The organism is Microlunatus sp. M237, assembly GCF_056896895.1.
In genome coordinates, this window is the sequence record NZ_JBXHBL010000002.1 from 201505 (window position 1) to 222217 (window position 20713).

A 20713-nucleotide genomic window follows, 5' to 3' on the forward strand; every position below is an offset into this window, starting at 1 on the left:
AGGACCCATGAGTGACATCGCCGTGCTGAAGGACGCCTTCGGCCGTGTGCACGAGGAGGTCGGTGCCGTCACGACCGGCCTGACCGAGCAGCTGGCCACCTTCCGGCCCGACGCGGAGGCCAACACCATCGGCTGGCTGATCTGGCACCTCAGCCGGGTCCAGGACGACCATGTCGCCGACGCGGCCGGCACCGAGCAGGTCTGGCCGCAGTGGCGCGACCGGTTCGCGCTGCCGTTCGACCCCGACGCGACCGGCTACGGCCAGTCCCCCGGTGACGTTGCACAGGTCCGGGTGAGCGGAGAGCTGCTGGCGGGTTACCACGAAGCGGTGAACGCCGCGACCGCCCGCTATCTCGACCGGCTGAACGCCGACGAGCTCGCCCGAGTGGTCGACGACAGCTGGGACCCGCCGGTCACCGTGGCGGTCCGGCTGGTCAGCGTGATCAGCGACTGTCTGCAGCATGTCGGGCAGGCAGCCTACGTACGCGGGCTCGCCGAGCGCGCCTGAGGAGAGGAACACCCCCGATGCGTCTCCCCCGGATCCTCGCCATCATCCAGGCAGGCGGTCGCGGCAGCCGGTTGGATGTGCTGACCCGCGAAAGCCCCAAACCGGTGCTGCCGTTCGCCGGGTCCTACCGGCTGATCGACTTCCCGCTGTCCAACCTGCGCAACTCAGGTGTCGACGACGTCTGGCTGTCGGTGCAGTACCTGGCTCAGGACCTGTCGGACGCCGTGGCCAACGGCAAGCCGTGGGACCTGGACCGCCACCACGGCGGCTTCAAGCTGGTGATGCCGCAGGAGGGAAGTGGGTCGGAGGTGGACTCGGGCTTCGTCAGCGGCAACGCCGAGGAACTGCTCCAGAACCGCGACATGATCCGCACCCACGACCCCGACGTGGTCGTGGTGATGAGCTCCGACCACGTCTATCGGCTCGACTACACCGACGTTGTGCAGCGCCACCTGGAACGGGGTGCGGAATGCACGATCGTGACCACACAGGTGCCCCGGGAGGAGGCCGGCAACCACGCCACGGTGACCTTCGACGCCGACCACCTGGTCACCGGCTTCGCCTACAAGCCCGACCGGCCCGACACCGAGGTGGTGGCGACCGAGGTGTTCGTCTATTCCCCCGGCCCGCTGATCGAGGTGCTGGAGGAGATCCACCGGGAGCAGGCCGGACGCGCCGACCCGGAGCAGTCAGGGCTCGGCGACTTCGGCGAGCATCTGCTGCCCCGGCTGGTGGAGCGCGGCCTGACGTACGCCCATCCGCTGCAGGGCTACTGGCGCGACCTGGGCCGGCCGGAGACCTACCTGGCCGCGCACCGTGAGCTGCTGTTCTCCGACCTCGGACTGTTCGACCCGTCCTGGCCGATCATCACCAACGGAGTGCCGCGTCCGCCGGCCCGCATCCACGCCGGCGGGATGGTCTCGGACAGTCTGGTCAGCCCGGGCTGTGACATCGGGGGCACTGTGGTGAACAGCGTGCTGAGCCCTGGCGTGGTCGTCGCTGCGGGCGCCACTGTCCGCGACAGCGTGGTGTTCGAGCACGTCACTGTCGAGGCCGACGCCACCGTCGACTGGGCCATCGTCGACCGGGGCACGCAGATCGCGGCCCGGGCCACCGTCGGTGCGGCGGCGGCCGGCGACCAGCCCGCCACGGACCAGATCGTGATGATCGGGCGGGACTCCACGGTCGGCGAGGGCGTACGGGTGCCCGCGGGTGCCCGGCTGGAGCCGGGTACTACCGCCTGAATCAGGCGCTGGCGAACCGCTTGGCGCTGCGGGCGCGCGCCTTGGCGGCCTCCTCGTCGCGGTTCTTCGGCGGTCCGACCGTGACCAGCTCCGCCAACAGGTGCTCGGTGGCGTGGGCGATGTCATGGACCGCCCGGTCGAACGCCTCCTGGTTGGCCTTGGAGGGCTTCGTCGTCCCGGCGATCTTGCGCACATACTGCAGGGCGGCGTCATGCACCTCCGAGCCGGTGGCCGGTGGCTCGAAGTTGTTGAGCGGACGGATGTTTCGGCACATGCGTCGACGATAACGCCGCCGCCGGGATCAGACCAGAGGTCACATGGCCGTCGCGCCCCGGGGTGCCCAGCAAACGCAACAGCCACCCCGCGGGAAGACCCACGGGGTGGCTGTGAACGCTTGCGGCGTAGCTCAGTGCGCGTGCTCGCCGCGGTAGAACTCGTAGATCCAGCCGGTGCAGGTCATGATGCCCGCCCCGAACCCGAGGATGGTCAGCCACCAGCCGTAGACCGGGCCGAGCACGATCAGGCCGAAGGCCGCCGCGCAGGCCAGTGGCCAGATGCTCTGCGGCGGGAAGAAGCCGAGCTCGCCGGCTCCTTCGGCGATCTCGCCGCCCTTGCGGTCCTCCGGACGTGGGTCCAGCCGCTTCGCGATCAGGGCCAGATAGCCGGTGATCATCAAAGCCAGGAAGAAGGTCAGCACCAGGGCGGCGGTGCCGGTCGGGTCCTTGCTCATGAACCAGTAGATCGGGGTGACCGGCACCAAGAAGATGGCCAGCGCACCGAAGACCCATGCCTCAGCCTTCATCGGCCGGCCTCCTTCTCCTCGTCGGTCGCCACGTTCGGCGACTTGGTCTGCGTCTCGGACTCGCCGACGCGGTCCTCGGAGCGGCCGTCGACCCGCGACTGCAGCTCTTCGACCCTGCCCTCGTCCTCGCCGGCGTCGATCAGGCCGTCCCGATCGGCACCCATGTCGTCGTACTCCGCCAGCGCCACCTCCGGGTGGTGCAGGTCGAAGGCCGGCGACTCCGAACGGATCCGCGGCAGCGAGGTGAAGTTGTGCCGAGGCGGCGGCGAGGACGTCGCCCACTCCAGCGACCGACCCCAGCCCCACGGGTCGTCGGAGTGGACCAACGGCGCGTTCCGCGACTTCCACACGTTCCACAGGAACGGCAGCATCGAGGCACCGAGGAGGAACGCCCCCACCGAAGAGATCTGGTTCAACAGGGTGAAGCCCTCGTTCGGCAGGTAGTCCGCATAACGACGCGGCATCCCCTCCACCCCGAGCCAGTGCTGCACCAAGAAGGTGGTGTGGAAGCCGATGAACAGGATCCAGAAGTGGATCTTGCCCAGCGTCTCGTCCAGCATCCGGCCGGTGAACTTCGGCCACCAGAAGTAGAACCCGGCGAACATCGCGAACACCACCGTGCCGAACACCACGTAGTGGAAGTGCGCCACCACGAAGTAGGAGTCCGACAGCTGGAAGTCCAGTGGCGGGCTGGCCAGCACGACGCCGGTCAGACCACCGAACAAGAAGGTGGTCAAGAACCCGACGGCCCAGAGCATGGGGGTGTCGAAGGACAGGTTTCCGCCCCACATGGTGCCGATCCAGTTGAAGAACTTGACCCCCGTCGGCACCGCGATCAGGAACGTCATGAAGGAGAAGAACGGCAGGTTCACCGCACCGGTGACATACATGTGGTGGGCCCAGACCGCGACCGACAGCGCGGCGATCGCCAACGTGGCGCCCACCAGTCCGACGTAGCCGAAGATCGGCTTGCGGCTGAAGACCGGCAGGATCTCGGTCACGATGCCGAAGAACGGCAGCGCGATGATGTAGACCTCGGGGTGGCCGAAGAACCAGAACAGGTGCTGCCACAGGATCGGGCCACCGGTCGAGGCATCGAACACATGAGCCCCAAGGGTCCGGTCAGCTTCCAGCACCAGCAGCGCCGCGGCCAGGATCGGGAAGGCGATCAGCACCAGGATCGAGGTGACCAGGATGTTCCAGGTGAAGATCGGCATCCGGAACATCGTCATGCCCGGGGCGCGCATGCACATGATCGTGGTGATGAAGTTCACCGAGCCGAGGATGGTGCCCAGACCAGCCATGTAGAGACCCATGATCCACAGGTCGCCACCGACGCCCGGCGAGTTCACCGCGTCGCTCAGTGGGGCGTACGCGAACCAGCCGAAGCTGGCGGCACCCTGTGGCGACAAGAAGCTGGAGACGGTGATCAGGGCGCCGAACAGGTAGAGCCAGTAGCTGAACATGTTGAGGCGCGGGAACGCGACATCGGGGGCGCCGATCTGCAGCGGCATGATCGCGTTCGCGAAGCCCGCGAACAGCGGGGTCGCGAACAGCAGCAGCATGATCGTGCCGTGCATGGTGAAGAACTGGTTGTAGGTCTCATACGACAGGTACTGCAGACCGGGGAACGCCAGCTCGGCCCGGATCGCCAGCGCCAGCAGACCACCGAAGGCGAAGAAGATCATCGACGTGATGAAGTACAGGTTGCCGATCACCTTGTGGTCGGTGGTGACCAACCATTTCCAGGAGATCGTGCCGAGCTTTCGCTTCGGCGTCACGAGCTCAGGCGCAGTGACCGTACGGTCCAGGGTCGTCATCGAACGCTTCCTCCTCCGGAATCGGCCTGACCGCCACCGATGGCCTGGCCGATCTGACCACTCTGGGCCAGAGACTTCAAATACGTGTTGTACTCCTCTTCACTGACCACATGCACGTTGAAGAGCATCGCCGAGTGGTAGGTGCCGCACAGCTCGGCGCACTTACCGGCGAAGACACCTTCCCGGGTGGGGGTCATGTCGAAGGAGTTGAGGCGGCCGGGGACCACGTCCATCTTGAACGCGAACGCGGGCACCCAGAAGGAGTGGATGACGTCGGACGACGAGAGCTCGAAGCGAACCGACTGGTTCACCGGCAGATACAGATCAGGCGTCTTGGAGATCGTGCCGGCCTCCCAGACGTCGTTGCCGACCGCCGGGTTGTCCGCCTCGCGGTAGTTGAACACCCATGACCACTTCTGCCCGTTCACCACGATCGTGTGGTCAGGGTCGGGGACCTTGGCCAGAACCTTGTCCTGGGTCAGGATCGTGTAGTAGAAGAGCACGCCGATGATGATGAAGGGCGCCAGCGTGTAGAAGACCTCCATCGGGAGGTTGTAGCGGTTCTGCCGCGGCAGCTCGTCGTTGCGGCGCCGGTAACGGATCACCGCCCACAGGATCAGCCCCCACACCAGCACACCGATGGCACCGGCGGCGATCCAGGTCCCGATCCACAGGTCATGGATGGCCGGCGCCCGGTCGCTGGCGGACTCGGGCATGCCGAGCCGCTTCAGCGAAGCGACGTCGCCCGAGCTGCAGCCAGCCAGGGCGAGCGCGCCCAGCGTGACGAGCCCGGCCAGCGAACGCCGTCGGCCGGAGCGGACACGCTGCCCGTCTCGCGCAGCGCGCTGCCCGTCCCTCGCTGAAGCGTTCCCAGCGGGGGTGGGGATGATCTCGGTGCCACCCACGTCGTGCCTTTCAAGTCGGTCCAGAAGAACGGACACGACACCCGTGGGCCGGAGCCGGTGGGGGTCGGTCACTAAGTCTTCACCCTAACCCAGGACGGCCGATCGGCCGCGACCGGTTGGGGCGTAAGTTGCTCGCTGTGACGCAGTCGACGACACCGGTCTTCCTGGACTCTTCCGCAGGCGAGCCGTTGCTGCCAGAGGCCCGGGAGGCGTGGCTGGCGGCTCAGGACGCCGGTTGGGCGGACCCGCTGGCCCTGCACCGGGCCGGACGGCGGGCCGCGCAGGCTCTGGACAAGGCGCGTGAGCTGGTTGCCGCCGCGATCGGTGCCCGCCCCGACGAGGTCGTCTTCACCGCCTCCGGTCCGCACTCCGCCCACGCGGCGGTGGCAGGGCTGGCCCGTGGTCGACGGCGGACCGGGTCCACCGTGGTCACCAGTGCCGTGGACCACTCCGCGGTGCTGGCTGCGGCCGCTGCGTACGGGGAGCCGAAGACGGTGGCGGTGGACCGGCTCGGCCGCCTCGACCTCGCCGCCTGGGCCGCCGCAACCGCCGAGCCCGGCGTGGCGGCGGCGTGCCTGCAGGTGGGCAACCACGAGGTGGGGACACTTCAGCCGGTGGCCGACGCCGCCGCGGCCTGTCGGGCGGCCGACGTACCGCTGGTGGTGGACGCCACCAGCGCCCTGGGGCGGGTGCCGTTGGAGGACCTGGCCGGGTGGTCGGTGCTGACCGGATCGGCGGCGGCCTTCGGCGGGCCGACCTCGGTCGGTCTGCTGGTGCTGCGCCGGGGAGTCCGATGGCGGGCGCCGTACCCGGTCGACGACTATCAAGACGGTCGCTGGCCGGGAGCACCCGACGTGGCGGCGATCTTCGCCGCCGCTGTCGCGCTGGAGACCTGGCTCGACGAGCAGGCGGCGGTGGCCGCCCGGCAGCGGGCCCTGGTCGCGACCCTGCGGGACGGGATCGCGGCCACCGTGGCTGACGTCGACGTGGCCGGGGACCCGGATGCCAGGCTCCCCCACCTGCTCACCTTCTCCGCCCTGTATGTGGACGGCGAGACGCTCACCGTGGAGCTCGACCGCGCCGGGTTCGCCGTGGGCAGCGGATCGGCCTGCAGCGCCCGCAGTGAGCATCCCTCCCACGTGCTGGCCGCGATGGGCGCGCTCACCCACGGCAATGTGCGCCTGGGACTGACCCGGAGCACCACCCCGGCCCAGGTGGCCGCGTTCCTGGACGCGCTGCCGGGCGTGGTCAGCGGGATCCGCAGCCGGCTGGGAGCACCATGAGCACCACCGGGTCCCCGCAGCCGGGTCACGACGAGCCGGCACTGGTGCTGGACTGCCGCGGGATGAAGTGCCCACGCCCCATCATCGAGCTGGCCAGACACCTCGGCGACGTGGCGGTCGGGGCCGACATCGTGCTGTTGGCCGACGACCCTGCGGCGATACCCGATGTGGCTGCCTGGGCCCGGATGCGAGGCCAGCAGCTGCTCGACTCCGACCCGCCTCGATTCCGGATCCGCCGTAGCGACGCCTAGCGGCAGCGAGCACAGAAAAAAAGCTCCCTGCCCCCGGACTCGGTGGGGGCAGAGAGCTTTCGTCTGCAGGTCAGGGCTGAGCCCTGAGGTCGAACGCCGCGATCAGTGGAAGCTGTCGCCGCAGGCGCAGGAGCCGGTCGCGTTCGGGTTGTCGATGGTGAAGCCCTGCTTCTCGATAGTGTCGACGAAGTCGATGGTCGCGCCCATCAGATACGGGGCGCTCATCCGGTCGGTGACCACATGCACGCCGCCGAACTCCTTGACGACGTCGCCGTCGAGGTTGCGCTCGTCGAAGAAGAGCTGATAGCGCAGCCCGGAGCATCCGCCCGGTTGGACGGCCACCCGCAGCGCCAGGTCATCGCGGCCTTCGCCGTCGAGCAGGGCCTTCACCTTGGAGGCTGCTCCCTCGCTGAGCACGATGCCGTCAGCAGCCGGGGCGTCGACGGTGGTCTGGTCGGTTGCAGTCATATAGGTCTCCCAGTTGGGTGCGGTTCGTCTGCTCACAGGTGCAACGCCGACGCTCGGTCGGCTGTTCCTGCCCGCTCAGTCTAGAACGGCCGGGCCGATAGGCCAACCACCTGCCCGGCGGTGAAATCCCTCGTCCGGGTGAGATTCACCACTGCCAGGAACGCCCGACCCGCTGGGCGAGGGCGGCGAGCTCGGTCTCGGACACATCGCCACCGGTGGGCACGTCCAGCGTCGACTCACGCACGGCGTAGGCCGCCTCCACCCCCATGGTGCGCATCTCCCGACCGCCGATCAGCACCTCCCCGGCCACGGCGATGCACGGCCGCAACGCCGCAGCGGCCAGTCGGGACGCCTCGGCCACCACCGGGCCGCCGCGGCCGGCGAAGTCGAAGACGCTGCAGCCGGTCACCACCACGTCAGCGCGAGACAACGCCGTCGTCACCGCCGGCCGGCGCAGAGCCCATTGCGGACCGCTGACCAGCTGCCCGCCCAGGGCCGCCACCGCCACCCCGATCCCGCCCAGCGCGCCCGACCCGTCGTGGCCGGCGAGGTCCGGACCGAGCAGCCGGGCCCACTGCTCGAGGTCGGCGTCGGTGGACAGCAACAGGCCGGGGTCGGCCCCCGGCAGTCGCCCGCGCAGCGAGGTGATCCCGCGCAGCCCGAGCAGCGGCTGGTGGAGCTCGTCGGTGGGCACCACGGCCACCAGCTCGGCGCCCGACAGCAGCCGCCGCGGTTCGGTCAGGTCGACCTCGGTGAGGCCGTGCAGACCACGCACCCCGAGGTCCAGGGGCCGGTCGGCGGTGGCGCCCAGGGCAGCGAGCAGCCCCGCTCCCCCGTCATGGGCGTGCAGGCCGGCACAGTCAAGCACCACCCGTCGCGGTGGTGCGGTGCGAGCCTCGAGTCCCGCCCGCAGGGCGCGACCAAGATCGGCGGAGGATGCGTCGTACGGGATGCCCGGCGTGGCTGAGCCGACCGCTGGCTCGATCGCCACCAGCAGCTCGTCCTCGGTGTCAGCCAGGCTCACCACCCGGTGCCCCAGGACGCCGGTCCGCAGCTCAACGCCCCAGATGTCAGCCACCGCCTGCGGCAGGCCGCGACCGGACTCACCGACCGGCGCCACGCTGACCTCGGCGTTCGGCCAGCCCCGGGCGAGCACCGCGCCGGCCCGGGACGAGGACAGCGCCCCGATCGCGTCAGTCGCCACCAGCACTCGCATGGGGCCATCCTCCCAGCACCCTCGTCGCGGAGACCGGTCGGCGTCCGGACGGCTAGAGTGAGATTCCCCGCAGGCGAGCAGAAGAGGAACGCAGATGTCCGCAGACGTCACATCGGACGAGCAGGTCGAGGCAGTCGAGGCCGCGAACATCGTGGTCGGACACGACGGGTCGGTCGGCGCGGACGAGGCCTTGATCACCGCCTTGGACCTGGCTCAGCAGCTTGGCGCGCCGGTCACCGTGGTCCGCGCCTGGTCGATCGCCACGGCACCGCGGCCGGCGAACTGGAAGTTCGGCTATGTCTCTTCCTACGACGAGCTGGCCGAGGCGGTCCGTGACGACCTGGTGGCCCGGACGAAGCACGTCGTCGCCCGCTTTCCCGACGTGGACGTCAGCTATCAGGTCTTCTGCACCAGCCCGGCCAAGGCGCTGATCGAAGCGTCCCGGGGAGCGCGGATGCTCGTCGTCGGTTCCCGCGGCCTGGGCGGCTTCGCCGAGATGGTGCTCGGCTCGGTCAGCGACCAGTGCGCCCGGTACGCCGCCTGTCCGGTGCTGATCACCAAGGCAGAGCCGGCGGAGTAGCGCCGTTTTCTTGCCGGCCGCATAAGCCGGCCGCAGCAGACTGTCAGTGCGGGGTGCCACCGTAGGCGCATGACATCCTCCAAGCCTCTCAGCGCCGAGCTGGCCGAGCAGCTCGACTGGCTGTGGCAGAACCAGACCCGCCCGCGGTTCGACGGCCTCACCGACGCCGAATACTTCTGGGAGCCGGTGCCCGGCTGCTGGAACGTACGTCCCCGCGCCGCAGCCCGCGGCCAGGCCATCGGCAGCGGCGACTTCGTCATCGACTTCGTCGATCCTGAGCCGGAGCCCGCCCCGGTCACCACCATCGCGTGGCGGCTCAGCCACCTCCTCGTCGGCGTGCTCGGCGAACGTAACGCCACCTATTTCGGCGGCCCGCCGGTGGGCTATCACGACTACGGCTACCCCGGATCGGCCGACGACGCCCTGGCCCGGCTGGACGAGGCCTACGCCCGGTGGGACGCCGGGGTCAGGTCGCTGGACGACGCGGCGCTGTCGAAACGTTGCCGCGAGCCGGGGTTCGACACCGAGTCGATGGCCGCGTTGGTGCTCCACATCAACAAGGAGATGATCCACCACAGCGCCGAGATCGCGCTGCTGCGCGACCTCTGGGGGCACCGCGAATGAACGGGTGCATCGCGGCCGAGAGCCTGGCCCGTACGCTTGGAGCGTGACCACGACACCTCTGCCTCCGGCGCGGACCCCGCTGTCGCTCTTCGTGCTCGGTACCGGAGCGGATCCGCTCTCCGAACGCGGCGTCGAGTGCCCGGGCGACCTGCCGCCCGCCTCTGACCCGTCACTGGTGGAGCGAGCGCGCCGAGCCAAGGAGGCACTCGGGGATCGGTTGTTCGTGCTCGGCCATCACTACCAGCGCGACGAGGTGATCCAGTTCGCCGACGTCACCGGCGACTCGTTCAAGCTCGCTCGCGAGGCAGCGGCCCGGCCGGACGCCGAGTTCATCGTGTTCTGCGGCGTGCACTTCATGGCCGAGTCGGCCGACATCCTCACCCACGAGGCGCAGAAGGTGATCCTGCCCGACCTCGCCGCCGGCTGCTCGATGGCCGACATGGCCCGGCTGTCCCAGGTGGAGGACTGCTGGGACGTGCTGGCCGACGCCGGGATCGCCGACGTCACCGTCCCGGTCACCTACATGAACTCCTCCGCCGACATCAAGGCCTTCTGCGGCCGGCACGGTGGCGTGGTCTGCACCTCCTCCAACGCCAAGACGGTGCTCGAGTGGGCCTTCGAACGGGGCGAGAAGGTGCTCTTCTTCCCCGACCAGCACCTTGGCCGCAACACCGCCGTGCTCGAACTCGGCATCGCGCTGGGCTCCTGTGTGGTCTATGACCCGCACCAGCCCAACGGCGGGCTCACCGCGGAGCAGCTGCAGGCGGCGACGATGATCTTGTGGAAGGGCCACTGCTCGGTGCACGGCCGGTTCTCCGCCGAGGCGGTGGACGACGTCCGCAGCCGCATCCCGGGCGTCCAGGTGCTGGTACACCCCGAGTGCCAGCACGAGGTCGTCTTGAAGGCCGACCTGATCGGGTCGACCGAGTTCATCATCAACACCATCGAGAAGGCCCTCGCGGGTTCGAAGTGGGCCGTCGGCACCGAGCTCAACCTGGTGCAGCGGCTCGCCAAGGCGCACCCGGAGCAAGAGATCGCCTTCTTGGAGAAGCACGTCTGCTACTGCGCGACGATGAACCGGATCGACCTGCCGCACCTGGTCTGGGCGCTGGAGAGCCTGGTCCAGGGTCAGGTCGTCAACCAGATCACCGTCGACGCTGAGACCGAGCGCTACGCCAAGCTCGCCCTGGAGCGGATGCTCGAGCTGCCCGGCCCCACCGCCAGGGACTGATCCTCCCCCGGGCTCCGCCGGTGCCGGGGCAGCACCGCTCCGGCCAGCAGCGAGCCGGCGGTTCCCCCGGCGAGGTCGCCGAGGGTGTCCAGATAGGCCCCGGACAGCTCGACCCCGTGCCGCATGAAGGCGGCGTACTCGGCCAGCTCCCAGCCGAGCCCGGTGATCCCGGCGAAGGCGGCAGCGGCCGTCATGGTGGTGAGCCGACCGGCGTGACGAGGCAGCAGCTGCGCCAAGACACCGGCGGTGAACAGCGCGTGCATGCTGAAGTGCATCACGTCGTCCCACCACCACACCCGGTCGAACAGGTGCGCCCGGTTGCCGACCAGGTCCACCAGGATGGGGGTGGAGCAGAGCACGTCAGCCGTCCAGGAGAAGGCCCGTGGCCGATGCCGGCGCAGCAGCCACCACCCCAGGGGCAGCGCGCCCAGACCCAGCGGGTACGCCACCAGCCGCGCCGACAGACCCTTGCTCTTCAGCCCGGTCAGATCCGGCTGGACCACCGCCAGCAGGAGCAGCATCAGCGCGGCCAGCTTGACCGCCAGCGCCAGCCGGCACATCCACCGGTGACGCGCGGCCAGACGTCGGTCGTCACCGGGCGGGGAGTCGATCGGGACCGAGACGGGGTCGAGAAGCATGTGCTCCACGATCCGCGCTCGCTCCCCTAGCCGCATCGTGCCGGGAGAGGAGATCCGGCCCCACCTACGGGTGGATGGTCGAGATGCTCGAGGTGGAGGCGTCCACCCACAGGATGACGCCGGGTGCACTCGGCTCAGAAGCGAGCCGTCGACCTCAGTTGGGGATCAGGCCTTCGATCGAGCCGCTGAGCAGACGCTGCACGTCCTCCAGGGTCGAGTCCGCCGACGGCAGGATGAGGTCGGAGTCCTCGAGTGCGTCGTCGGGCACCGGCGTACCGCTGGCGCGGACCTTGTCATGCAGCACACCCAAGGCCTCGGTCAGCTGGTCCTGGTCCTGGGCCGACACGGCCTTCTCGATCGCGTCGTCGATCGGGTTCAGCTCGGCCACCGCCTCGACTGACAGCTGCCACTGACCCTCGTTGAGGATGCGGACGATCATCGCAGGTCCTCCGAGTTGGTCTGCGCCTGTTGCGGAGCGGTGTACCCCTGGACGGGCGGCGCCTGCGTGTCGGATGCCTGACCCTCGATCGCCGGCGGTGCAGCATTCGGTCCGCTGGTGATCGAGGCCTTCATCTGCGCCAGCTCCGACTCGACGTCGGAGGTCGACGCCAGCTGCTCCAGCTCCAAGGTGATGTCGTCCTTGGTGGTGCCGGTCGGGTCGTCGAGCGCGCCGCTCGCCAGCAGCTCATCGATCGCTCCGGCGCGGGCCTGCATCTGCGCGGTCTTGTCCTCGGCCCGCTGGATGGCCATCCCGACGTCGCCCATCTCCTCGCTGATGCCGGAGAAGGCCTCGTTGATCCGGGTCTGCGCCTCGGCAGCCGAGTACGTCGCCTTGATGGTCTCCTTGCGGGTGCGGAAGGAGTCGACCTTGGCCTGCAGCCGATGGCTGGCCCGGGTCAGCTTCTCCTCTTCACCCTGCAGCTGCGCATGCTGGGCCTGGAGGTCGGTCAGCTGCTGCTGCAGCGCCGAGCGGCGGGTCAGGGCCTCACGCGCCAGGTCCTCGCGCCCGACCTCGAGCGCCTTCTGCGCCTGCTGGGTCAGCTTGTCGGCCTGGGTGCTGATCTGGTTGGCCTGCAGCTCCACCCGCTTGCGGCTGGTAGCCACATCGGCGACGCCGCGGCGCACCTTCTGCAGCAGCTCCAGCTGGCGCTGGTAGGAGTAGTCGAGGGTCTGGCGTGGATCTTCCATCTTGTCCAAGGCCTTGTCGGTCTTGGCTCGGAAGATCAACGACATACGCTGAAAAATGCCGCTCATGAGATGTCAGCAGGTCCTTCCAGTTTTCATGGGGTGCGCAAAGCCGCGGTAGTGGCCTCCACCCTATGCCCGCTGACCCAACGACGCACCGCTGTGGAGTGGAGTAGTTTCGTATTTGGGTTGAAGCCCTGAAAGAATCCCTCAGACCAGCACCATCACTGGACCGCCTGGCCACCGTCCGACGGGCTCCCCGCGGCGCCGGCCGGACGCACATTCCCGAGAGGTACCCGTGGCACTACTTCGTCGCAAGACTCCCGTCGAGCCGGAGCCGCAGCCGGAGCCGGTCCAGCCGGCGACCCCGGCGCGGACAGGTCCGGCCAAGAAGGACCGGCCGACGCCGACCCGAAAGGAGGCCGAGGCGATGCGCCGCCAGCGGGTCACCCGGACCATGACGACGAAAGAGGCACGGCTCGAGGAGCGGCGGCTGGCCCGGGAGCAGCGGCTGCGCACCATGAGCGTGCGCGAGTCGGTGCCGGAGAAGGTCCTGCTGCGTGACTACGTCGACTCACGCCGCAACATCGGCGAGTTCCTGCTGCCCAGCCTGATCGTGATCCTGGCGGTGACCTTCCTCAGCAGCGTGCTGCCGTCGCTCACGCTGATCGCGACCGTGGTGATGTATCTGTTCATCTTCTTGGTGCTGGTGGACTGTGCGCTGATGTGGCGCGGGTTCAAGAAGGAGCTGGCCCGGCGGTTGCCGAAGGCGTCGCCCCGCGGGCTGTTGATGTACGGGGTCAACCGCAGCATCCAGATCCGCAAGTTCCGGATCCCCCCTCCCCGGGTGAAGCGCGGCGAGTCGTTCTAGGGTCATACCCATGGAATACAGATATCTGGGCAACAGCGGCCTGAAGGTCTCCGAGATCAGCTATGGCAACTGGGTGACGCACGGGTCGCAGGTCGAGGCCGAGCAGGCGACGGCGTGCGTGCAGGCCGCGCTGGACGCGGGCATCACCACCTTCGACACCGCCGACACCTACGCCAACACCTTGGCGGAGGTCATCTTGGGTGACGCCCTCGCCGGCCAGCGCCGCGAGAGCCTGGAGATCTTCACCAAGGTCTACTTCCCGACCGGGCCCAAGGGCCCCAACGACACCGGTCTGTCCCGCAAGCACATCCTCGAGTCGATCAACGGCTCACTGACCCGGCTGCGGACTGACTACGTCGACCTCTACCAGGCCCACCGGTTCGACTACGAGACCCCGCTGGAAGAGACCATGCAGGCCTTCGCCGACGTGGTCCGCGCCGGCAAGGCGCTCTACATCGGGGTGAGCGAGTGGACCCCCGAGCAGCTGCGGGCGGGTGCCGCGCTGGCTCAGGAGCTCAAGGTGCCGCTGGTCTCCAACCAGCCGAAGTACAACGCCTTGTTCCGCGTCATCGAGCAGGAGGTCGTGCCGACCTGCCGCGAGCTCGGCATCAGCCAGGTGGTCTTCTCCCCGATCGAGCAGGGCGTGCTGACCGGCAAGTACAAGCCGGGTCAGCCCCACCCCCAGGGGTCGCGGGCCACCGATGAAGCCGGCGGCGGGGCGAACTTCATCAAGGACCTGCTGACCGACGAGACCCTCACCCGGGTGCAGAAGCTCGGCCCGCTGGCTGAGGCCGAGGGTCTGTCGATGGCTCAGCTGGCCATCGCCTGGGTGCTGCAGAACGACAACGTCGCCTCGGCCATCACCGGTGGCTCGCGGCCGGAGCAGGTCCGTGACAACGTGGCCGCGGCCGGCAAGAAGCTGTCGTCTGAGACGCTGGCGGGGATCGACGAGGCCCTCGGCGACGCGGTCCGGCGGGTGCCGGAGGGCTCCATGTCGCCCGCATCCCGGCTCACCTGATGCCCTGGCTGTGGCGCCCGGACGCCGCGCCGGCGTATCCGGTCGGCTTGGACAAGACGTTTGCCACCCAGGGTGAGGCCGAGAGCTGGCTCGGGGAGTTCTATCCCGAGCTGCTCGAGGCCGGTGTCCGCGCCGTCACCCTGCTGGAGGAGGACCGTACTGTCTACGGCCCGATGAGCCTCGAGCCACCGAGCTAGCCGGCTGGGCTAGTTGCCGGTCACGGTCCGGCGGCAGACCTCGTCCCACGGGGTGGCCGTCAGACCGAGGACCGCACTGGTGTGCGCCGAGCTCATCTCGTAGCGGCGTCGGAACATGTACGCCATGTCCTCCAGCTCGCGCACCATCGGGGAGAACCGAGCCCCGACCCGGGTCACCACCGAGGGGTACGCCCGCAGCCGCACCGGCGGAAGCCCACCGGCCGCCAGCACGGCGGTCAGCGCCTCGGTCTGGGTCCGCGGCGCGTTGCTGGGGGTATGCCACACCTGTCCCCAGCTGTCCGGGCGGCCGGCCACCGTCACCAGCGTCCGCGCCACGTCAAGGACATCGGTCCAGGTATGCGGCTGATGCGGCGATCCCATCACCCAGGCGGTCCGGCCGCGACGGGCGGCGGGCAGCTGACGGGTGATATGACCGTTCGGCCCCACCCCCGCACCGAGGTAGTCCGACGCGCGTACCTCCACCGCACGGAGCCGGTCCTGCTGGTGCCTGGAGCGCGCCGCTGCCCACATCTGGGCCCGGATCCGGCCTTTCGTGTCGGTAGCGAGGTCCGGCTGTCCCTCCACCATCACGCCGTCCACCGGGCCGTAGCCGTAGAGCGACGACGCGGTCACCAGCGTGGCCCCGGTCCGTTCGGCGGTGGTCAGCAGGCTGTCGGCCAGCGGCGGCCAGACGCGGGTCCACTGGGTGTAGTTCGCCGGGTTGGCGCAGTTGTACAGCGTCGTGGCCCCGGACGCGAGTCCGGTCAGCGCGGTCGGGTCGGCCGCGTCGGCGGCCACCAGGCGTATCCCGGGTTGGTCGGGTCCGCCGCCGGAGCGCGTCACCACCACCACCTGTTCTCCCTGCGCCGCCAGCAGCAGGGCCGTCTGGCGGCCGACCGGTCCGGCTCCGACGATCACCGATGTGGTCTTCATGTTTCCTCCTATTTTCGAGAGCACCGCTCTCGTTTCTCCAGTATGGGCATGCCGTGGGGACAAATCAAGAGCACCGCTCTCACATGTTGCCGGTGTTCTCACCTGCTGGCAGAATGGCGACCATGACCGACGACACCCCTTCGGCTCCGCGGACCGCCCGCAGCCTGGCCCGGGCCGAGCTCACCCGCGCCATCTTGGCCAGCGCCTCGGCCCAGCTCGCTGAGGTCGGCCCGGCGTCGCTGTCGGTGCGCGCGGTGGCCCGAGACCTGCAGATGGCGTCGTCCGCCGTCTATCGCTACTTCCCCAGCCGCGACGAACTGCTGACCGCGCTGCTGATCCAGGCGTACAACGACCTCGGCCACGCAGCGGAGTCAGCCGACGCAGCCGTCCGGCGACGGACCGACTACTCCCGCCGCTGGCTGGCCGTGGCCACCGCCGTCCGGGAGTGGGCGGTGGCGCATCCGCACGACTACGCGCTCCTGTACGGCTCGCCGGTGCCCGGCTACGCCGCGCCGACCGACACCGTAGGGCCGGCCACCCGGGTCATGAGCGTCCTTGCCGGGCTGCTGCGCGACATCGCCGCTGCCGACGCGGCCCCGCCGCCGAGACCGGTGCCGCGGCCGGTGCGGGCCGCGATCCCCGGCTTGAGGGAGTTCATCGGGCCTGAGGTCGGCGATGACCTGGTGCTGCGCGCCATGACGGCCTGGAGCGGAGTGCTCGGCGCCGTGTCGCTGGAGCTCTTCGGCCATCTGCACCGCGCAGTGGACGACCACGAGCCCTACTTCGAACACCTCTGCCGCCGGCTCGATCCCTCCCGGGACTGACGCAGGGCCTCCACTATCCGGACCGGCGGGGTTAGGGTCGGGTCATGCCGACCCACCGCGACTGGTGACCACGTGAGCCGATGCAGCCAGTCCACGGTGACGCTGCCGGCGACCTTCGTCCGGCAGCTCGGCTCCCGCGAGGGCGACCTCGGTCGGCAGTGGCTCGACTGCCTGCCCGAGCTGGTCGCCGAGCTGCTGGAGAGCTGGCAGTGCACCGTCGATGGCGAACCCGGGCACGGCGGCGTCGGGCTGGTGCTTCCGGTCCGCGACCGGCACCACACCCCAGCGGTGCTCAAGGTGTCCTTCCCCCACCCGGAGAACCAGCACGAGCCCGATGCGCTGCAGCTCTGGGCCGGTGAGGGCGCCGTCCGCCTGCTGGCCCGCAACGACGACAGCTTCGCCATGCTTCTCGAGCGAGCCGGGCCATCATCGCTGTCCAGGGTCGACTTCGACGAGGCGCTGACCGTGTCCGGCCAGCTCGCCGCGCGACTGGCGGTGCCGGCGCCGGAATCGACGCCCCGGCTCACCGACCGCTGCGGACCGTGGGCGGCGCTGCTCCGGGCTCAGGATGCGGATCTGGGCCAGCCCTTGCCGCGCCGGCTGATGGCCGAGGCGGTGGACGCCATCGCCGAGCTCGCCGCGGATCCGACCACCACCATGCTGCACGGCGACCTGCACGTCGGGAACGTGCTGAGCAGCGATCGCGGCTGGTTGGCGATCGACCCGAAGGGCTGGGCGGGCACCGCCGCGTTCGATGCCGCCACCCTGATCTGGGAGCGGCTGGAGCAGATCGTCCGGCGTCCAGACTTCGCCAGACTGGTGGAGCGGCGGGTCCGGCTGTTCGGCGAGGCCGCGGGGGTCGACCCGCTCCTGGTCTCTCGGTGCACCGTGGCCCGGACCGCGAGCACGGTGCACTGGCAGCTGCAGCATTCCAACCCGAAGGCTGCCGCCAGCCTGACCTCGCTGCTCGAGGTCCTGCCCCGCTGAACACCGGCTCAGCCCCGCTGAACACCGGCTCATCCGGTGGTGCCCGTCCCGAGCTGCGCGGCGGCAGCTCCCTTGCGGCTGCGGAGCTCGCCCGCGAACAGCACCGCCCCGAAGCCGGCGACGAGGGCCCCGACGACGGCGACGACCGGACGGGCATCGGCGACGTCGTCGGCCCGCTGCTGGTAGGTCTGGGTGCCGTCGCCGTCAGCCTTGGCACACACATCGCCGGGCTGCATCACCGCTCCCCGACAGGTCACCGCAGGGTGCGCGCCGACGGTCAGCGGATAGGCCATCACGAGCAACCCGACCAGCACCACCACGGCGTGCGCGATCAGGGCGCGCATCAGAGCTCCCGGACGCCGGGGGTGACGAACGGGGGCTTGGTCACGATGAACTGCTCGGCCCGACCCCGGATGTCGACCAGCACCAGGTCGCCGTCGACATGGTCGGCGTCGACCAGTGCCAGCGCCACCCCGGTCTTGAGCGTCGGGGAGAAGGTGCCGGAGGTGATGGCGCCGATCTCGGTGCCGGCGTCGTCGAGCACGCGCATGCCCGGTCGGGGAATGCCGCGCCCGGCGGCCTTCAGCCCGCGCAGCAGCCGCTTCGGACCTGCCTGCTTCTCGGCGCGGAGCGCCTCGGCGCCGAAGAAGTCCGGCTTCTTCCAGCCCACGGCCCAGCCGAGTCGGGCCTGGACGGGCGTGATCTCGGGTGAGATCTCGTGCCCGTGCAGCGCATAGCCCATCTCGGTCCGCAACGTGTCCCGCGCTCCCAGCCCGGCCGGCTGCAGCCCGTACGGCTCGCCGGCGGCGGTCACGGCATCCCAGATGTCCAGCGCCGCGGCCACCGGGGCCACCAGCTCGTAACCGCGCTCACCGGTGTATCCGGTCCGGCAGACGGTGACCGGGGTCTGCGCCACGTCGGTCACCGCGAAGCTCATGTAGTCATGCCCGGTCGGGAACCCCGCTGCGCCGAGCACCTCGTCGGAGTGCGTCCCCTGGACGGCCAGCACGACATAGTCGTCGTGCTGGTCGGTGATCGCGATGTCGGGCGGTGCCGCCGCGGCGAGCCGGGCCACCACCTCGGCGCAGTTGGCGGCGTTGGGGATCAAGAACACCTCATCGGGGCTGCGCAGATAGGCGATCAGGTCGTCAATCACACCGCCGTCGGGCGCACAGAGCATCGTGTACTGCGCCTGGCCCGGCGCGATCCGTCCGAGATCGGCCGTAAGACAACGGTTGACGAACGCGGCGGCGCCCGGGCCGGCCACCGTCGCCTTGCCGAGGTGGCTGACGTCGAAGATGCCCACCGCGGTGCGGACCGCGGTGTGTTCGGCCAGCACGCCGGCACCGGCGTATTCGAGTGGCATCGACCAGCCACTGAACTCGGCGAACTTGGCGCCGGCCGCGACATGGCGGCTGTGCAGCGGTGAGGTCTTCAGGGTCTTCACGGTCTCGGTCACGAGTGCGATCCTCTCACCGTGACGAACCTCAGCCCAACCTCGCCGCGATGCCCCGGGGAGGCGCGGGACGGGCAGCGACGGATAGCCTGATCCTGTCCACCAAGGTGTCGCGGTCGTGTGCACCGCCCACCGTTCGGAAACCCGAAGGAGGCCCTCGTGCCCGTCCCCACCTTGCCCGACCTCGACCTCGGTCGTACGCCGCCGCGCAGTGCCCACATCTTGGTGGTCGGCCTCGGTGCCGACGGACCGATCGGTGTCCCCGACACGGTCGACGCGGCGTACGCCAAGCGCTTCGGCGTCGGCGTGGCCGCGATGGCGGCTGCCCTCGGCGCCAAGCCGACTGCCGGCTCCCGACAGACCCTGCCCGCGGCCGGTGACGGCCCGCGGCTGGTCGTGGTCGGGGTCGGTGCCAACGCGGTGACGCCGGAGGATCTGCGCCGGGCGGCTGGCGTCGGCGTCCGGCAGGCGATGTCACTGGTCGAGGACGGCACCGTGTCGGTCGCGGTCTCGTTCGGCATCACGGAGCCGGAGGAGCTGCAGGCCGTCGCCGAGGGTGCCCTGCTGGGCAGCTACCGGTACGCGCCGATCAGCGGCACGCCCGGCGGAGTCACGGTGGAGGCGGTCACCGTCATCTCGGAGGCGTCCGGCCGCAAGGCCGACGTCGCCGCCGCGCTGGAGACTGCGCGGGTGGTGGCCGGCGCGGTCGCCACCGCGCGCGAATGGGTGAACATCCCGCCGAACCTGCTCTACCCGGAGTCCTTCGCCGACCAGGCCCGGGCCCTGGCCAAGGACGCCAAGATCGCTGTCGAGGTGCTCGACGAGAAGGCACTTGCCCGGGCCGGCTACGGCGGCATCCTGGCCGTCGGTGGCGGCTCGTCCCGGCTCCCCCGCCTGGTCCGGTACAGCTACGCCCCGCGCGGGGCCCAGTTCCACCTCGCCCTGGTGGGCAAGGGGATCACCTTCGACGCCGGCGGGCTCAACCTCAAGTCCGGCGACGGGATGTACACGATGAAGTGCGACATGGCGGGCGCTGCGGCCGTGCTGGCCGCCACCCACGCCATCGCCCGGCTCGGACTCAAGATCAAGGTCACCGCGTACGGTGCGCTGGCCGAGAACCTGCCCAGTGACACCGCGTACCGACCGTCCGATGTGCTCACGATGTATGGCGGCAAGACGGTGGAGAACGGCAACTGCGACGCCGAGGGACGGCTGGTGATGGCCGACGCCCTGGCCCGGGCCGGCGAGGACAAGCCCGACCTGGTGATCGACGTGGCGACCCTGACCGGTGCCTGCGTGGTCGCCCTCGGCGACCGGGTCGCCGGTCTGATGAGCAACGACGAGGAGTCGGCCGACCGGATCCTGGACGCTGCGGAGACGGCCGGGGAGGACCTGTGGCAGCTGCCCATCCCGCGCGAGATCCGCTCCCGGCTGGAGTCGAAGGTGGCCGATCTGCGCTCCACCAGCGGCGACCGGTACGCCGGCGCCTCGGTGGCCGCCGCCTTCCTCCGGGAGTTCGTCGCCGAGGACACCGCCTGGGCCCATCTCGACATCGCGGGTCCGGCCTTCCACGGCGGTGAGCCGTACGGCTACGTCACCCCGGGCGGGACCGGCGTGGGCGTACGCACGCTGGTCGCCCTGGCCGCCTCGCTGCAGGCCTGAGCGAGGTCGG

25 protein-coding genes are annotated in these 20713 nt (G+C 69.9%); 13 read left to right on the top strand and 12 right to left on the bottom strand.

The window, feature by feature from the left end:
- Positions 1-7: 7 nt before the first annotated feature.
- Together AC1XX3_RS07155 and AC1XX3_RS07160 are read left to right on the top strand one after the other, a co-directional pair.
- Positions 8-508, top strand: a complete 501-nt coding sequence (locus AC1XX3_RS07155; protein ID WP_483320398.1) for a mycothiol transferase — start codon at positions 8-10, stop codon at positions 506-508.
- A 17-nt stretch (positions 509-525) separates the two neighbouring features.
- The gene (locus AC1XX3_RS07160; protein ID WP_483320399.1) at positions 526-1752 is read left to right on the top strand and encodes a glucose-1-phosphate adenylyltransferase family protein; all 1227 of its coding nucleotides are present in this window, start codon (positions 526-528) and stop codon (positions 1750-1752) included.
- A 1-nt stretch (position 1753) separates the two neighbouring features.
- Here the strand turns inward: AC1XX3_RS07160 and AC1XX3_RS07165 are convergent, their stop codons facing one another.
- The 4 genes from AC1XX3_RS07165 to ctaC all read right to left on the bottom strand — a co-directional run bounded on the left by AC1XX3_RS07165 (position 1754) and on the right by ctaC (position 5279).
- A complete protein-coding gene (locus AC1XX3_RS07165) occupies positions 1754-2026 on the bottom strand; it encodes a DUF2277 domain-containing protein (protein WP_483320400.1) in 273 nt (90 codons plus the stop codon).
- 132 nt (positions 2027-2158) lie between these two features.
- On the bottom strand, positions 2159-2554 hold the full coding sequence (locus AC1XX3_RS07170) for a cytochrome c oxidase subunit 4 (RefSeq protein ID WP_483320401.1): 396 nt from the start codon (positions 2552-2554) through the stop codon (positions 2159-2161).
- Positions 2551-4374 (bottom strand): aa3-type cytochrome oxidase subunit I, encoded by a 1824-nt coding sequence (ctaD, locus tag AC1XX3_RS07175; RefSeq protein WP_483320402.1) that lies wholly within the window; start codon positions 4372-4374, stop codon positions 2551-2553. The genes AC1XX3_RS07170 and ctaD overlap by 4 nt, the downstream gene beginning before the upstream one ends.
- Complete coding sequence (gene ctaC, locus AC1XX3_RS07180; RefSeq protein ID WP_483320403.1) at positions 4371-5279, bottom strand: aa3-type cytochrome oxidase subunit II; 909 nt, start codon at positions 5277-5279, stop codon at positions 4371-4373. Before ctaC ends, ctaD begins: the two co-directional genes overlap by 4 nt.
- A 137-nt stretch (positions 5280-5416) precedes the next feature.
- On the opposite strand from ctaC, the gene AC1XX3_RS07185 reads away from it, so the two are divergent.
- Together AC1XX3_RS07185 and AC1XX3_RS07190 are read left to right on the top strand one after the other, a co-directional pair.
- Positions 5417-6562, top strand: coding sequence for a cysteine desulfurase family protein (locus AC1XX3_RS07185; protein WP_483320404.1), 1146 nt, complete (start codon positions 5417-5419; stop codon positions 6560-6562).
- Entirely contained in the window at positions 6559-6813 is a 255-nt protein-coding gene (locus AC1XX3_RS07190; RefSeq protein WP_483320405.1) for a sulfurtransferase TusA family protein, read from the top strand. The genes AC1XX3_RS07185 and AC1XX3_RS07190 overlap by 4 nt, the downstream gene beginning before the upstream one ends.
- A 102-nt stretch (positions 6814-6915) precedes the next feature.
- Here the strand turns inward: AC1XX3_RS07190 and AC1XX3_RS07195 are convergent, their stop codons facing one another.
- Both AC1XX3_RS07195 and AC1XX3_RS07200 read right to left on the bottom strand, forming a co-directional pair.
- A complete protein-coding gene (locus AC1XX3_RS07195) occupies positions 6916-7281 on the bottom strand; it encodes a HesB/IscA family protein (RefSeq protein WP_483320406.1) in 366 nt (121 codons plus the stop codon).
- Between the two features lie 145 nt (positions 7282-7426).
- The gene (locus tag AC1XX3_RS07200) at positions 7427-8497 is read right to left on the bottom strand and encodes a glycerate kinase (RefSeq protein WP_483320407.1); all 1071 of its coding nucleotides are present in this window, start codon (positions 8495-8497) and stop codon (positions 7427-7429) included.
- A 94-nt stretch (positions 8498-8591) separates the two neighbouring features.
- Between AC1XX3_RS07200 and AC1XX3_RS07205 the strand changes: the two genes are divergently transcribed.
- From AC1XX3_RS07205 to nadA, 3 genes are all read left to right on the top strand, one after another.
- Positions 8592-9077 carry a universal stress protein gene (locus AC1XX3_RS07205; protein ID WP_483320408.1) on the top strand — a complete coding sequence of 162 codons (486 nt, stop codon included), beginning with the start codon at positions 8592-8594 and terminating at the stop codon, positions 9075-9077.
- A 69-nt stretch (positions 9078-9146) separates the two neighbouring features.
- The gene (locus AC1XX3_RS07210) at positions 9147-9701 is read left to right on the top strand and encodes a DinB family protein (RefSeq protein ID WP_483320409.1); all 555 of its coding nucleotides are present in this window, start codon (positions 9147-9149) and stop codon (positions 9699-9701) included.
- A gap of 43 nt (positions 9702-9744) precedes the next feature.
- On the top strand, positions 9745-10932 hold the full coding sequence (gene nadA, locus AC1XX3_RS07215) for a quinolinate synthase NadA (protein ID WP_483320410.1): 1188 nt from the start codon (positions 9745-9747) through the stop codon (positions 10930-10932).
- On the opposite strand, the gene AC1XX3_RS07220 is transcribed toward nadA, so the two are convergent.
- The 3 genes from AC1XX3_RS07220 to AC1XX3_RS07230 form a co-directional block, all read right to left on the bottom strand.
- Positions 10872-11570 carry a DUF2238 domain-containing protein gene (locus AC1XX3_RS07220; RefSeq protein WP_483320411.1) on the bottom strand — a complete coding sequence of 233 codons (699 nt, stop codon included), beginning with the start codon at positions 11568-11570 and terminating at the stop codon, positions 10872-10874. The two genes, nadA and AC1XX3_RS07220, sit on opposite strands and share 61 nt — an antisense overlap.
- Positions 11571-11724: 154 nt before the next feature.
- Positions 11725-12009: a PspA-associated protein PspAA gene (pspAA, locus tag AC1XX3_RS07225; protein ID WP_483320412.1), complete on the bottom strand. Its 285-nt coding sequence runs from the start codon at positions 12007-12009 to the stop codon at positions 11725-11727.
- Complete coding sequence (locus AC1XX3_RS07230) at positions 12006-12824, bottom strand: PspA/IM30 family protein (protein ID WP_483320413.1); 819 nt, start codon at positions 12822-12824, stop codon at positions 12006-12008. The genes pspAA and AC1XX3_RS07230 overlap by 4 nt, the downstream gene beginning before the upstream one ends.
- A gap of 229 nt (positions 12825-13053) precedes the next feature.
- Here AC1XX3_RS07230 and AC1XX3_RS07235 point away from each other — a divergent pair, with 229 nt between their 5' ends.
- The 3 genes from AC1XX3_RS07235 to AC1XX3_RS07245 are packed head-to-tail and all read left to right on the top strand — an operon-like array spanning position 13054 to position 14841.
- Positions 13054-13626 carry a DUF3043 domain-containing protein gene (locus AC1XX3_RS07235; protein WP_483320414.1) on the top strand — a complete coding sequence of 191 codons (573 nt, stop codon included), beginning with the start codon at positions 13054-13056 and terminating at the stop codon, positions 13624-13626.
- Between the two features lie 10 nt (positions 13627-13636).
- Entirely contained in the window at positions 13637-14644 is a 1008-nt protein-coding gene (locus tag AC1XX3_RS07240) for an aldo/keto reductase family protein (RefSeq protein ID WP_483320415.1), read from the top strand.
- Complete coding sequence (locus AC1XX3_RS07245) at positions 14644-14841, top strand: hypothetical protein (protein WP_483320416.1); 198 nt, start codon at positions 14644-14646, stop codon at positions 14839-14841. Before AC1XX3_RS07240 ends, AC1XX3_RS07245 begins: the two co-directional genes overlap by 1 nt.
- Positions 14842-14850: 9 nt before the next feature.
- On the opposite strand, the gene AC1XX3_RS07250 is transcribed toward AC1XX3_RS07245, so the two are convergent.
- Positions 14851-15774, bottom strand: a complete 924-nt coding sequence (locus tag AC1XX3_RS07250; RefSeq protein WP_483320417.1) for an NAD-dependent epimerase/dehydratase family protein — start codon at positions 15772-15774, stop codon at positions 14851-14853.
- Positions 15775-15896: 122 nt separating this feature from the next.
- Between AC1XX3_RS07250 and AC1XX3_RS07255 the strand changes: the two genes are divergently transcribed.
- Together AC1XX3_RS07255 and AC1XX3_RS07260 are read left to right on the top strand one after the other, a co-directional pair.
- On the top strand, positions 15897-16598 hold the full coding sequence (locus tag AC1XX3_RS07255; RefSeq protein ID WP_483320418.1) for a TetR/AcrR family transcriptional regulator: 702 nt from the start codon (positions 15897-15899) through the stop codon (positions 16596-16598).
- Positions 16599-16670: 72 nt separating this feature from the next.
- Complete coding sequence (locus AC1XX3_RS07260; protein ID WP_483320419.1) at positions 16671-17585, top strand: aminoglycoside phosphotransferase family protein; 915 nt, start codon at positions 16671-16673, stop codon at positions 17583-17585.
- Positions 17586-17614: 29 nt separating this feature from the next.
- On the opposite strand, the gene AC1XX3_RS07265 is transcribed toward AC1XX3_RS07260, so the two are convergent.
- Positions 17615-17929, bottom strand: a complete 315-nt coding sequence (locus AC1XX3_RS07265) for a hypothetical protein (RefSeq protein WP_483320420.1) — start codon at positions 17927-17929, stop codon at positions 17615-17617.
- Positions 17929-19044 (bottom strand): glycine cleavage system aminomethyltransferase GcvT, encoded by a 1116-nt coding sequence (gene gcvT, locus AC1XX3_RS07270; RefSeq protein ID WP_483320421.1) that lies wholly within the window; start codon positions 19042-19044, stop codon positions 17929-17931. The genes AC1XX3_RS07265 and gcvT overlap by 1 nt, the downstream gene beginning before the upstream one ends.
- Positions 19045-19200: 156 nt before the next feature.
- Between gcvT and AC1XX3_RS07275 the strand changes: the two genes are divergently transcribed.
- Entirely contained in the window at positions 19201-20703 is a 1503-nt protein-coding gene (locus AC1XX3_RS07275; RefSeq protein ID WP_483320422.1) for a leucyl aminopeptidase, read from the top strand.
- The last annotated feature ends 10 nt before the right edge of the window (positions 20704-20713 follow it).

Excerpts from the sequence above, each read along its gene's own strand:
- AC1XX3_RS07155 (WP_483320398.1), top strand. The coding sequence starts at position 8 with ATGAGTGACATCGCCGTGCTGAAGGACGCCTTCGGCCGTGTGCACGAG.
- AC1XX3_RS07160 (WP_483320399.1), top strand. The coding sequence starts at position 526 with ATGCGTCTCCCCCGGATCCTCGCCATCATCCAGGCAGGCGGTCGCGGC.
- AC1XX3_RS07165 (WP_483320400.1), bottom strand. The coding sequence starts at position 2,026 with ATGTGCCGAAACATCCGTCCGCTCAACAACTTCGAGCCACCGGCCACC.
- AC1XX3_RS07170 (WP_483320401.1), bottom strand. The coding sequence starts at position 2,554 with ATGAAGGCTGAGGCATGGGTCTTCGGTGCGCTGGCCATCTTCTTGGTG.
- ctaD (WP_483320402.1), bottom strand. The coding sequence starts at position 4,374 with ATGACGACCCTGGACCGTACGGTCACTGCGCCTGAGCTCGTGACGCCG.
- AC1XX3_RS07190 (WP_483320405.1), top strand. The coding sequence starts at position 6,559 with ATGAGCACCACCGGGTCCCCGCAGCCGGGTCACGACGAGCCGGCACTG.
- AC1XX3_RS07195 (WP_483320406.1), bottom strand. The coding sequence starts at position 7,281 with ATGACTGCAACCGACCAGACCACCGTCGACGCCCCGGCTGCTGACGGC.
- AC1XX3_RS07200 (WP_483320407.1), bottom strand. The coding sequence starts at position 8,497 with ATGCGAGTGCTGGTGGCGACTGACGCGATCGGGGCGCTGTCCTCGTCC.
- AC1XX3_RS07205 (WP_483320408.1), top strand. The coding sequence starts at position 8,592 with ATGTCCGCAGACGTCACATCGGACGAGCAGGTCGAGGCAGTCGAGGCC.
- AC1XX3_RS07210 (WP_483320409.1), top strand. The coding sequence starts at position 9,147 with ATGACATCCTCCAAGCCTCTCAGCGCCGAGCTGGCCGAGCAGCTCGAC.
- AC1XX3_RS07220 (WP_483320411.1), bottom strand. The coding sequence starts at position 11,570 with ATGCTTCTCGACCCCGTCTCGGTCCCGATCGACTCCCCGCCCGGTGAC.
- pspAA (WP_483320412.1), bottom strand. The coding sequence starts at position 12,009 with ATGATCGTCCGCATCCTCAACGAGGGTCAGTGGCAGCTGTCAGTCGAG.
- AC1XX3_RS07230 (WP_483320413.1), bottom strand. The coding sequence starts at position 12,824 with ATGAGCGGCATTTTTCAGCGTATGTCGTTGATCTTCCGAGCCAAGACC.
- AC1XX3_RS07240 (WP_483320415.1), top strand. The coding sequence starts at position 13,637 with ATGGAATACAGATATCTGGGCAACAGCGGCCTGAAGGTCTCCGAGATC.
- AC1XX3_RS07245 (WP_483320416.1), top strand. The coding sequence starts at position 14,644 with ATGCCCTGGCTGTGGCGCCCGGACGCCGCGCCGGCGTATCCGGTCGGC.
- AC1XX3_RS07250 (WP_483320417.1), bottom strand. The coding sequence starts at position 15,774 with ATGAAGACCACATCGGTGATCGTCGGAGCCGGACCGGTCGGCCGCCAG.
- AC1XX3_RS07255 (WP_483320418.1), top strand. The coding sequence starts at position 15,897 with ATGACCGACGACACCCCTTCGGCTCCGCGGACCGCCCGCAGCCTGGCC.
- AC1XX3_RS07265 (WP_483320420.1), bottom strand. The coding sequence starts at position 17,929 with ATGCGCGCCCTGATCGCGCACGCCGTGGTGGTGCTGGTCGGGTTGCTC.